We start from the raw sequence: 11,319 nt of genomic DNA on the forward strand, positions 1-11,319 counted from the left end.
CCTTGACTGGCTCTCACCCATCGAAACAAGAAAAAAACTAGAAGCAGCTAGCTCCTTCTAGAGAATAGCATATTCAGTTTCTTTCAATCCCTGTTTTGGTCTCACATCATTGACAAAGGTACATTTTAGATTGGTTTGCAGTCTTTTTCATGATGTTGAAAATCATACTTCAAGCTTATTGGAAACAAAAAAGGTTGTAAAAGTAATCTGAGCACTTTTACAACCAGTAAGTGATAATCACAGTCCAAAAGCTATTGCTTAAAAGTTAGCAAACGAGGGACCAATATTTGGGCGATGATTGCTGAGATAATGACCTCAGCCAATGCATTTGTGGAAATAATCGCCGTTAATAAGGCCTTGATACTGCCATTAAAGACTGAACCAAAGAAAATAAAGATACCAGATAGGACAAAAACGGTGTTAGTTAACGATCCGACAATACCAGAAAGCATGGCGCCAAAGCGTAGGGAAAAGAGCTTGTAGGTGTAGTAAGGCAAAATACCAATCAAAACGCGAGGCACAATGGCAATAACCAATGAATAAATGTTCCCATGCTCAACAAAAGGTGAAAAGAGGTAGCTAGTTGGTAGTAGCACAATTGTACTGTTAATAACGCTAATAGCTCCCATTAAACCACCTAAGGTAGCACCAATACGTGGTCCGTAGACAATCGAAGCAATGATAACTGGAATATGCACCAAAGTTGGCTTAATCGGAACAGGCCAGAGCATGAAGACAAAAGAGCTCAGAAAATGAATTAAGAGCATAACAGCAAAGAAGATAGCAACAATAGCTACTTGAGATGACTTATGTTGTTGATTCATGGATAACTCCCAAATTAATAATAAGATTAGATAAAGTGTGCTTGAACAGCAGTAACGATGTCTGAAAGATCAGCAAGAGCACCCTTGCCATAATCACCACAGGCCAAAAGGCTTTCCTTAGGGGCAATGATTTGGTAACCAAAGTTAGTTAAGCGCTCGCAATTTGCCTGAGTCAAAGGGTTTTGGTACATTTGGGTGTTCATCGCTGGCGCTAGTAATCTTGGTGTTTGGGCGGGTAGGGCTAGGGCCACAGCCGTCACAATAGAATCAGCAAAGCCATAAGCTAAACGAGCCAGGGTATTGGCAGAAGCAGGTGCCACCAGGAATAAGTCAGTTGACTTAGCTAGTTCAATATGATTAACTTTGGTAACATCTGGTTCATGCATGATATCGGTATGGACCTCATGCTTTGATAGAACTTGAAGGGTCAAGGGAGTAATAAAAGCTTGTGCCGCTTCAGTCATTAATACAGTGACTTGATAGCCTAGTTTGGTTAGCTGACTGGTTAAATCAGCTGCCTTATAGGCTGAAATGCTGCCTGTAACAGCTAAAGTAATGTGTTTAGTCATGAGTGATTACCTTTTGATAAATAAGATTAGCTAATTCTTGCTTGGTTTTAGCTGGATAAATCGCTGACTGGTCAACAAGATAGGCCAGATGTTGGTCGTCTGTAATATCCCTAAGGTCATTAGCTACAATATAATCGGCATGGTTCTTAGTTAAGCTGTGACGAGCAACGGTAATCAGCTCTTCTTGAGGAACATTCACTAATAATTTAAACCCAACCAGCAGGATTTTGGGATTCCAAGACTTTACCAAGGAAATAATTTTTGGTGTTCTTTTTAGAAATAAAACCTGATAATCGGCTGATGAAGAAATTTTGGCCTCTGAGTTAGAGTGGTGCAATAACTCATCAAGCTGCCTGTGTTTTTTAACGTCTTCTAGGTCTGTCATATAAATAGGACTATAGTCAGAAACAGCCATACTGTGAATCAGGACATCATGTGTTTTTACAAGAGGTTCTAATTGCGCCTGCAAAGAGGCTACATCAGTTACTAAAATAATGTGTAAATGGTCATGGCCTTGTGGTTTATAGGCACGCGTTGTGGTTACAAGTGTCACCTCGTGTCCCTTCGCTAAGAAACGCTCAGCAATTAACGCTCCCAAGCGTCCGCTAGCGTGGTTGGTAATGCTGCGAACAGAGTCAATAGCCTCAGAGGTGCCACCTGAGGTGATTAGTATTTTCATACTCCCATTCTACACAAAATCTCACTATTAGTAAATGAATTGCTAAAAAACATAGTAGTTACTCCTTTTTCAAGCTTTAAAATCGAACAAAAAACATGGTATTTTATAATTGACTAGCTGGTTGTTGAGCAGGATTTCAATCAAGACAGAATAAGACGTGCTGTGTCAAAAACAGCTTTATTCTAAAAAGGAGAAGAAGTCCTATTTTTATTGAAAATCTGTATTGATGCTCCTTAAAAATAGATGGATTAATTAATCAGTTAGTGAAAGAGTCCTCATTCAGCTTATGTTTAGTGGTCAGGACCTCTTTTTTAGTAATGAAAAAACGGATAATTGGTTCAAAAATTAAAATAATATATGTGTTTAGCGAAATGTGATATACTATTACCAATCTATCAAAAAGGAGTAGACATGAAATCAGATATCGAAATTGCTCAAAATGTTACCCTAAAACCCATTAAAGAAATCGTTGCCCCATTTGGCATTAGTGAGGATGACCTTGATTTTTATGGTAAGTATAAAGCAAAACTTAGCTTTGAAAAGATAAAAGCGGTGGAGGCAAATACCAAAGGAAACTTGATTTTGGTTACTGCAATCAATCCCACACCGGCTGGAGAAGGCAAATCAACCATGAGTATTGGTCTAGCAGATGCTTTAAACCAACTGGGCCAAAAAACAATGCTTGCTTTACGTGAACCTTCGCTGGGTCCTGTTATGGGAATCAAAGGCGGAGCAGCTGGTGGCGGCCATGCACAAGTTTTACCTATGGAAGACATTAATTTACATTTCACCGGTGATATGCATGCCATTACCACGGCAAATAATGCCCTTGCGGCTTTAATTGACAACCACTTACAACAAGGAAATGACTTACAGATTGATCCTCGGCGGATCATTTGGAAACGCGTCCTTGATCTAAATGATCGGGCTTTACGCCATGTTACGGTGGGGTTAGGTGGCCCCTTAAATGGCGTTCCACGTGAGGATGGTTTTGATATTACAGTAGCCTCTGAAATTATGGCGATTCTTTGTTTAGCAAGAGATCTGGCTGATTTAAAAGAAAGACTAGCCTCAATTGTCTTTGCTTATGATATGAACCGTCAGCCGCTCTATGTACGTGACCTCAAGGTCGAAGGCGCCTTAGCCTTGCTTTTAAAAGATGCTCTTAAACCCAACCTTGTGCAAACTATCTCGGGAACACCAGCCTTTGTGCATGGTGGACCGTTTGCTAATATCGCTCATGGCTGTAATTCTGTATTAGCAACGTCAACTGCACTTGGCTTAGCTGATTATACGGTTACAGAAGCTGGTTTTGGTGCTGACTTGGGAGCAGAAAAATTCTTAGATATTAAGGTGCCACAATTACCTAAAGCTCCAGATGCAATTGTCATTGTTGCAACGATTCGTGCTCTTAAGATGCATGGCGGTCTGGCCAAGGCAGATTTAGCAATGGAGGATTGCCAAGCACTTAAGCGAGGATTTGCTAATTTGGAACGACATGTGGCAAATATGCGGCAATATGGTGTCCCAGTTGTGGTTGCCATTAATGAATTTGCAGCTGATACTCAAGCGGAAATTGCCACCCTCAAAGAACTCTGTCAAGCTATTGACGTACCTGTCGAGCTCGCCAGTGTGTGGGCCAATGGTGCAGAAGGCGGACTAGAGCTAGCACAAACAGTGGTTGATGTGATCGAGCAGCACCAAGCTCATTATAAGCGTCTCTACCAAGACACTCAGTCCATTGAGGAAAAAATTGCCGCCATTGTTAGCCGCATTTATGGCGGTAGCAATTATCAATTATCCGCTAAAGCCAAGCAGCAACTCAAGCAATTTCAAGCCTTTGGTTGGGATCACTTACCAGTATGTATGGCCAAAACGCAATATAGTTTTTCCGATAATCCAAGCTTACTCGGTGCTCCAACTGATTTTGAGGTCACGATTCGTGAATTCGTTCCCAAAACAGGTGCTGGTTTTCTGGTTGCATTAACTGGCGATGTGATGACCATGCCTGGCTTGCCTAAGCGACCAGCAGCCTTAGATATGGATGTGACTGAGCAAGGTGTAGCAGTAGGGCTGTTTTAAATGGCGCAATGATAGGCAGATAGTAACTGCCTATCTTGCTTTTTGTAAGGTAAATACGACAATCGCTTTTAGCCAATAAAGGGTGATTTTATGGTATAATGGAGTGGTTTATAATAGTCTGGAGGCCAAGAAAATTAAAAATAAAATTAAAGTGAGGCATCTGCTCCATAAGAGCAAAAGTGGTGTTTTGAGAGGGATTTTTAGTCGGGCAACCGTTATCATTTTATTCTTCTTGATCCAATTATTTTTTATTGTCGAGTCCTATATTTGGCTAGAACAGTATCGCTATATTCTGACCATTTTTGAAGCCTTTTTTGCGGTCGCTATTGTGCTTTATTTGGTTAATAGTGAAATGGATGCAACGTCTCGAGGGACATGGTTGATTTTGGTGATGGTCGCCCCCTTGCTAGGAGCTCTCTTATTTATTTATACTAAATTAGACTGGGGCTATCGAGGGTTAAAAAGACGGATCAATCAGTTAGTAGAAGCCAGCCAGCCTTATTTGCAAAATGATGAACAAGTGATTAAAGAAGTAAAAGATAGCACGTCAACCACTTATCATCTGGTGCAATACTTACAACACACTCGAGCAATCTTTCCGGTATATGGTAATACAAAAACCACCTTTTTCCCCAGCGGCGAAAGCTTTTTTAAAGTTTTCAAAGAAAAATTACTGGCTGCTGAGAACTATATTTTCATTGAATTTTTTATCATTGGCGAAGGCCGCATGTGGGGGGAAGTTCTAAACATCCTTGAGCGTAAGGTCAAAGAAGGAGTAGAAGTTCGGGTGCTCTATGATGGAATGAATGAGTTATCACGCCTATCTACGGATTATGCCAAACGTTTACGACATTTAGGAATAATGGCTAAATCTTTTTTGCCTATTTCACCTTTTATTTCCACCTACTATAACTATCGAGATCATCGGAAAATCGTGGTGATTGATGGGGAAATTGCCTTTACTGGTGGGGTTAATTTGGCAGACGAATACATCAATGAAATTGATCGCTTTGGTCATTGGGTTGATACGGCCATCATGCTAGAAGGGCAAGCTGTTGATAGCTTTTTGGTGCTCTTTTTGCAAATGTGGTCAATTACGGAAAAAGAAATGATTATCGAGCCGTATTTGGGCAACCATTTTCCCCCTCAGCCAACCGATGGTTATGTCATTCCTTATGGCGATTCTCCCTTAGATACTGATAAGGTAGGGGAGAATGTCTACATTGATATTCTCAATCACGCCAAAGATTATGTCTATATTATGACCCCTTATCTGATTTTAGATGGTGAACTAGAACACGCGATTCGATTTGCTTCTGAGCGTGGGGTAGACGTTCGGATTATTATGCCAGGGATTGCTGATAAAAAGATTGCTTACTACCTGGCCAAAACCTACTATAAATCCTTAATGTCTTCAGGCGTTACCATTTATGAATATAAGCCAGGTTTTGTTCATGCTAAAGTATTTGTCAGTGATGATGTGAAGGCTGTTGTCGGCTCGATCAATCTGGATTATCGTAGTCTTTATCACCATTTTGAATGTGCAACCTATCTTTACCGCTCGTCTACCATTTCAGATATTTATCAGGCCTTTCTTGATACCCAAGCCAAATGCCAAAAAGTGACCCCTGAAGAAGTGCAAAACCGACCTTTATACCAAAAATTAATTGGTTTATTAGTAAAAACGATTGCCCCACTCTTGTAAAGTCTGGGAACTTGAGGTATAATAAGAACATGCGATGAGTCGATTATGGTTAGTAACCATTTTTGCGCAGGGAAGTCATTAAGGCAGGAAGCCGACTTTGATAAATTGTGTGAACCATTTTATCACACTTCTTATGAAGTGCCCTAAGCCCTTGTGTTGTGCAGGGGCTTTTAATTTTGCGGTATTATAGACTTAGGCAGGTCTAACCAAGCTGTTCAGATGACTTGAGAATCTAGAGTGATTCAGCATCCATAAAAACTTCTCTTTGTTACTAACTGCGTAGAAGGGGAGTGACTTTCCATTACATTTGCCAATGGTCTAAGCTGTGTTTTTGGCTGGCTTCTCTAAAGGAGAGAGTAAATAAGAAAACTTGACAAATCTTCTTAAGATAAGGATAATGGAAGTAAGTTGAAAACAATGAAAAGAGGGCAAAAGATGCAAATTATTAAACGTGATGGCCAAGTCGTTGACTTTGACCCTAATAAAATTTACCAAGCAATCCTTAAAGCTGCCCAGACTGTTTATGTTATTGATGATACCTGGCGTCAAAATTTAACCAATGTTACTAAGAAAGTTGTTATTGACCTCGAAGAAGCTCAAGTAGAAAAACCCACCATTAATATGATTCAATCTCTAGTAGAGAATCGTTTGATGGATGCTGGTTATATTAACATTGCTGAGCATTATATTTCTTATCGTCTACAACGTGATTTAGAGCGAAACGGCTATGCTGATAGCATTATCGTGCACCTTCGGTTTGAACAAATTAAATAAGGCTAATCTAAAAGAGCTAAGCTGTTACCACTTCTTATGATGGGACCAGCTTAGCTTATTTTTTTGTAGTATTTCTAACAACTGCTCTAGGTTCAAATCCTGTAAAGCAAAGGAATAGTAGTTAGCATATCGCGTTGTGAGTTTAGTTGAAATAGCTGCTAGCTCTACCTCTAAAAAGTAGGCTCTTGTTGATAAAGCTTGCCTAAGTATGAGTTGTCGTGGGGTCAGGTGATAAGAGACTTGCGGTGGTAATTGTGTCAGACTTTGGCTAATGAATTGCTGCCGCTCAGCTAGGTAATGTTTTAATGACAGATTGTTCCTTGTAAACATCCCATTTGAGAGATAGAGCGCTAGCGCTTTTTGAATCATGCTATTTGTTCCTAAGTCCATCACTTTTTTGTAATTGAGAACAGCTTTCATGAGTTTATCTGGTAACACCAAGGCTGCTAGGCGTAGGGCAGGAAATAGAGTCATGGAAAAAGACTGGAGGTAGATGACGTGTTGAGCGGTGTCATAATAGTGTAAAGGCAAGGAGCCCGAGCTGGTAAACTCCCCCAAATAATCATCTTCTAGCAGGTAAACATCATATTGTTCAGCTAAGGCAACAAGTCGCTTTTTTTCAGCTTCTGTGTAACTAAGCCCCAAAGGATTGGAAAAATGAGGAACCGTATAATAATATTTAATATGGCCCTGCTGAAATAGTTTTTCTAGTGCATCAAAATCATAATGCTGATCTTCACGCTCAATCGTTTCAAACGCAAGATTAAGTTCTTTAAGCAAATTAATCATCCCTGCGTAGCTGGGTTTGTCTATCAATATGTGACTCCCTTGGTTGGGAAACTTAACCTGAGATAGAAGATATAGGGCTTGTTGCGATCCTGAGGTGATGAGAATCGTATCAGATTTAGTATAGACATTTTTGGCTTGTAAAATAGGAAGGAGACTGTCAATGAGCTCGGGGAGGCCTGCTTGATTGGGATAATCGTTTAGAGCCAGATGCTCATCTTTATCAAAGCTCTCAGTGAGACAGCGCTGGAAGTCCTGATAGGCTTTGTGATGGTAGTCTGCTATCTGTTGGATGGCTTTATCTGGTGTTTGACTGGCATCACCAAACACATAGTAACCACTTTTGGGCACTGCATAGATAAGGTTAGCATGAATTAATGATAAAAGGGCACGTTGGACAGTATCTTTACTACAGTGATACTCATGGCTAAGTTGGCGGATTGAGGGGAGTCGCTGTCCTGTTTGATAGACCCCCTTTTGAATGGCTGTGGTGATGTCTGTTAAGATTGCTTGATATTTCGTCATGACTTGATCCCTTACCGATTTAATGTTTCTATTGTAACCAAGCAGGAGTGTCTTTGCAAGTTGCATAGCTTTGGGTCATTGACAAATAAGGTGGTTTTTGACATAATAGCAATAAATTGCGCTCCAAGAGCGTCTTTTTTGATGACAAGAAAAGGAAAATAGGATGAGTATTTTAGAAGTCAAGCAGTTGAGTCATGGTTTTGGTGATCGGGCTATTTTTGAAGATGTGTCCTTTCGACTCTTAAAAGGAGAGCACATCGGCTTAGTTGGTGCAAATGGTGAAGGTAAGTCGACCTTTATGAGTATTGTTACTGGACACTTGCAACCTGATGAAGGAAAGATAGAATGGTCCAAGTATGTCACTTCAGGCTATTTAGATCAACATACTGTTCTAGAGCCGGGCCAAACCGTGCGTGATGTTTTACGCACCGCCTTTGATGACTTGTTTGATACTGAAGGCCGCATTAATGACATTTATCTAGCCATGGCAGAAGATGGGGCAGATATGGATGCTCTGATGGAAGAAGTCGGTGAATTACAGGACCGCTTAGAGACACGCGATTTCTACACGCTTGATGCCAAAATTGATGAGGTGGCCAGAGCGCTTGGTGTTATGGATTTTGGCATGGATAGTGATGTCACCACCTTATCTGGTGGGCAAAGAACGAAGGTACTTCTTGCAAAGCTCTTATTAGCAAAGCCTGATATTTTATTATTAGACGAACCGACCAACTACTTGGACGCTGAACATATTGAATGGCTTAAACGCTATTTGCAAAATTATGAAAATGCCTTTGTCTTAATTTCTCACGATATTCCATTTTTAAACGATGTCATTAATATTGTCTATCACGTGGAAAATTTAGATTTGGTGCGCTATGTCGGCGATTATCATCATTTTGAGTCTGTCCATGCGATGAAAAAGGCACAACTTGAAGCGGCTTATGAGCGGCAACAAAAAGAAATTGCTAATTTACAAGATTTTGTGAACCGCAATAAGGCGCGGGTGGCTACCAGGAACATGGCCATGTCGCGCCAGAAGAAGCTTGATAAAATGGAAAAGATTGAATTGCAAACCGAAAAACCAAAACCAAGCTTTGCCTTTAAGGAAGGCCGGACACCCAGCCGGTTTATCTTTCAAACACAAGAACTGATGATTGGTTACGATCGCCCATTGACACGTCAGCCCTTAAACTTGGTTTTTGAACGTCATCAGAAAATTGCTATTACGGGTGCAAACGGTATTGGAAAATCTACTTTGTTAAAAAGTTTACTAGGTTTGATTCAGCCGCTTAGTGGCCAGGTTGTCACAGGTGAATTTTTGGAAATTGGCTACTTTGAACAAGAAGTTGCTTCAGGCAATAAACAAACGCCCCTAGAAGCAGTCTGGGATGCCTTTCCTGCCTTAAACCAAGCAGAAGTTCGCGCTGCTTTAGCAAAATGCGGCTTAACCTCCAAACATATTGAAAGTCAAATCCAGGTTTTATCCGGAGGTGAGCAGGCTAAGGTGCGACTGTGCCTACTAATGAATAGTGAACATAACGTCCTTGTCCTAGATGAGCCGACCAACCATTTGGATGCTGATGCTAAAGCAGAGTTACAACGAGCTTTACAGGCTTTTAAAGGATCATTACTCATGGTTTGTCATGAACCAGAATTTTATAGCGGCTGGGTAACAGATATTTGGGATTTTAACCAGCTAACCTAGTGTTATGATGCAACCTAACAGCCAGCGGCTTTAGGTTTTTTGTTTTTAGAATGCTTTTTCTTTGACTAAAATGGCCATTCATTATATAATGACTATACAAACTAAATAATGTGTTGTCACTTTAGAAAGGTTGAGAATCATCTCAGCTTAGCTATTGCGGACAAACGAGAGGAAGTGCTTTGGTATGAGCGATATAAAACAAAAACTCAATGAATTAACCAGCGAGTTAGATCGACTCAAAGAAGAGATGAAGGAACGTTCATCTGAGCTAACAACGTCACTTAAGAAGGAGGCCCCTATGAAAAAACATCCCAAACATCAAACATCTCATAGTAAAGTCAAATTAACGGATATTGTTCAATTGGGCTTATTATTGGTACCGGTCTATAAACTAAGTAAAAAAATTTTAAACGATAAAAAAATGCGCTAATTTTCTTAGTAAAAAAGTTATTCTTAGATAAGACAATAGAAATAACTCCCAAGATGATAAGACAAAAACCTTACCTAGATCGTTTCTAGGTAAGGTTTTCTTTTGGTACAATAATCGAAATAGCTTGGCGAATAACCTCCAAAGAAACTGGCAGAAGATCACACTTATCCCCGTCAATACGTGTGCGTGGATTTGCGGATCGTCCTGGTTTGACAGCATTTAATTCAAGGGACTTGGTTTTAAAATGAACGATTTCTTCTGCTTGAGAAAAGTCACCTTGTTTAAATTCATGGATATGGCATAAAAATTTCCAGAAATGGAGTTTTTTCATCGTATAAACCTGCATATAGCCATCATCAACTAAGGCATCTGGAGAAAAAGAAGGAAACCCAGCAATCGTATTGGTCATGGTAATCAATAAAAACTTGGTTTTAATCACGGATATGGAATCGTCGTGCTTTAAACCAATAGTATAGGTACGATTGCGGCGTAAAATGCGCCAGCTATCCTTAAGAAATACCAAAGGACCAAATTTCCGTTTTTCTTCAGAAGTGACATTGGCTGCAATATCTGCCAGTAAACCCAAGGTTAAACTACTAATCATATAATGGTTATTGGCTTTACAGATATCGATTGGTTTAACGTGACCATTGAAAATCACATCAATCGCTGCCTCTAGTTCTAATGGAATGCCAAGGGCCTTGGCAAAATTATTGACTGAACCTGAGGGGACTAGGCCAATAAGACTGTTATTACCACCTTCATAGGCTCCACCGATAACTTTGTTTAAGGTACCATCACCACCTAAGGGAATGATTAAATCAACCTGCTCTTGCGAGGCTTTTTTGGCTAATGCAAAGCATTCCTTAGGAGTGGCTGGTTTTATCACTGAAATGTCTTGGGCAGCGATGCCTTTATCAATAAGTTTCTCTTGGATTAAATCAACTAAATCTGTTTGTTTTTTGCCAGATTTGGGGTTATAAAACAGATGTACTGTTTTGATTTTATAAGCATTTTCCATAGCTTCTTTATTATAGCATTAAAACTAAAAATTGCCTTAAAAATCATTGAAGAAATCTGAACTAAATTGTTCGACGAGTGAGCGCTGATTCTCCCGAGTTTATCAGTTAAAAAATAAAAAAATCTCTATAAACGCTGTCAAATCAACGTTATTGAAGCTTTTTTAAGTTGTAAATCGTGTTGTGTATGCAGTTTTTCCCTAACTTTTGAATATCTT

At 39.9% G+C, this 11,319-nt stretch carries 10 protein-coding genes; 5 read left to right on the forward strand and 5 right to left on the reverse strand.

Features of this window, described 5'->3' with window-relative positions:
- Positions 1-251 precede the first annotated feature (251 nt).
- Genes GWD08_RS08145 through GWD08_RS08155 form a run of 3 tightly spaced genes read right to left on the reverse strand, consistent with a single transcriptional unit; the run spans position 252 to position 2,072 of the window.
- Complete coding sequence (locus GWD08_RS08145; RefSeq protein WP_159565163.1) at positions 252-824, reverse strand: ECF transporter S component; 573 nt, start codon at positions 822-824, stop codon at positions 252-254.
- Between the two features lie 26 nt (positions 825-850).
- The gene (coaC, locus tag GWD08_RS08150; protein WP_159565165.1) at positions 851-1,393 is read right to left on the reverse strand and encodes a phosphopantothenoylcysteine decarboxylase; all 543 of its coding nucleotides are present in this window, start codon (positions 1,391-1,393) and stop codon (positions 851-853) included.
- Entirely contained in the window at positions 1,386-2,072 is a 687-nt protein-coding gene (locus tag GWD08_RS08155) for a phosphopantothenate--cysteine ligase (RefSeq protein WP_159565167.1), read from the reverse strand. The genes coaC and GWD08_RS08155 overlap by 8 nt, the downstream gene beginning before the upstream one ends.
- Positions 2,073-2,483: 411 nt before the next feature.
- Here GWD08_RS08155 and GWD08_RS08160 point away from each other — a divergent pair, with 411 nt between their 5' ends.
- The 3 genes from GWD08_RS08160 (at position 2,484) to GWD08_RS08170 (ending at position 6,633) form a co-directional block, all read left to right on the forward strand.
- On the forward strand, positions 2,484-4,154 hold the full coding sequence (locus GWD08_RS08160; protein ID WP_159565169.1) for a formate--tetrahydrofolate ligase: 1,671 nt from the start codon (positions 2,484-2,486) through the stop codon (positions 4,152-4,154).
- A 187-nt stretch (positions 4,155-4,341) separates the two neighbouring features.
- The gene (cls, locus tag GWD08_RS08165; protein WP_408022828.1) at positions 4,342-5,859 is read left to right on the forward strand and encodes a cardiolipin synthase; all 1,518 of its coding nucleotides are present in this window, start codon (positions 4,342-4,344) and stop codon (positions 5,857-5,859) included.
- A 435-nt stretch (positions 5,860-6,294) separates the two neighbouring features.
- Positions 6,295-6,633, forward strand: a complete 339-nt coding sequence (locus tag GWD08_RS08170) for an ATP cone domain-containing protein (RefSeq protein ID WP_159543943.1) — start codon at positions 6,295-6,297, stop codon at positions 6,631-6,633.
- A 24-nt stretch (positions 6,634-6,657) separates the two neighbouring features.
- Here GWD08_RS08170 and GWD08_RS08175 read toward each other — a convergent pair whose 3' ends face one another.
- A complete protein-coding gene (locus GWD08_RS08175; protein WP_159565171.1) occupies positions 6,658-7,944 on the reverse strand; it encodes an aminotransferase-like domain-containing protein in 1,287 nt (428 codons plus the stop codon).
- A gap of 163 nt (positions 7,945-8,107) precedes the next feature.
- On the opposite strand from GWD08_RS08175, the gene GWD08_RS08180 reads away from it, so the two are divergent.
- Both GWD08_RS08180 and GWD08_RS08185 read left to right on the forward strand, forming a co-directional pair.
- A complete protein-coding gene (locus tag GWD08_RS08180; RefSeq protein ID WP_159565173.1) occupies positions 8,108-9,652 on the forward strand; it encodes an ABC-F family ATP-binding cassette domain-containing protein in 1,545 nt (514 codons plus the stop codon).
- Positions 9,653-9,836: 184 nt separating this feature from the next.
- Positions 9,837-10,082 carry a hypothetical protein gene (locus tag GWD08_RS08185; RefSeq protein ID WP_159543931.1) on the forward strand — a complete coding sequence of 82 codons (246 nt, stop codon included), beginning with the start codon at positions 9,837-9,839 and terminating at the stop codon, positions 10,080-10,082.
- An 85-nt stretch (positions 10,083-10,167) separates the two neighbouring features.
- Here the strand turns inward: GWD08_RS08185 and GWD08_RS08190 are convergent, their stop codons facing one another.
- Positions 10,168-11,085 (reverse strand): diacylglycerol/lipid kinase family protein, encoded by a 918-nt coding sequence (locus GWD08_RS08190; protein WP_159565177.1) that lies wholly within the window; start codon positions 11,083-11,085, stop codon positions 10,168-10,170.
- Positions 11,086-11,319: the final 234 nt, after the last annotated feature.

The sequence above is a fragment of the Streptococcus halichoeri genome (assembly GCF_009870755.1).
Lineage (GTDB): Bacteria > Bacillota > Bacilli > Lactobacillales > Streptococcaceae > Streptococcus > Streptococcus halichoeri.

What these genes read in the sequence shown, in the direction of transcription:
- GWD08_RS08145 (WP_159565163.1), bottom strand. Translation starts at nt 824, where the DNA reads ATGAATCAACAACATAAGTCATCTCAAGTAGCTATTGTTGCTATCTTC.
- coaC (WP_159565165.1), bottom strand. Translation starts at nt 1,393, where the DNA reads ATGACTAAACACATTACTTTAGCTGTTACAGGCAGCATTTCAGCCTAT.
- GWD08_RS08155 (WP_159565167.1), bottom strand. Translation starts at nt 2,072, where the DNA reads ATGAAAATACTAATCACCTCAGGTGGCACCTCTGAGGCTATTGACTCT.
- GWD08_RS08160 (WP_159565169.1), top strand. Translation starts at nt 2,484, where the DNA reads ATGAAATCAGATATCGAAATTGCTCAAAATGTTACCCTAAAACCCATT.
- GWD08_RS08170 (WP_159543943.1), top strand. Translation starts at nt 6,295, where the DNA reads ATGCAAATTATTAAACGTGATGGCCAAGTCGTTGACTTTGACCCTAAT.
- GWD08_RS08175 (WP_159565171.1), bottom strand. Translation starts at nt 7,944, where the DNA reads ATGACGAAATATCAAGCAATCTTAACAGACATCACCACAGCCATTCAA.
- GWD08_RS08180 (WP_159565173.1), top strand. Translation starts at nt 8,108, where the DNA reads ATGAGTATTTTAGAAGTCAAGCAGTTGAGTCATGGTTTTGGTGATCGG.
- GWD08_RS08185 (WP_159543931.1), top strand. Translation starts at nt 9,837, where the DNA reads ATGAGCGATATAAAACAAAAACTCAATGAATTAACCAGCGAGTTAGAT.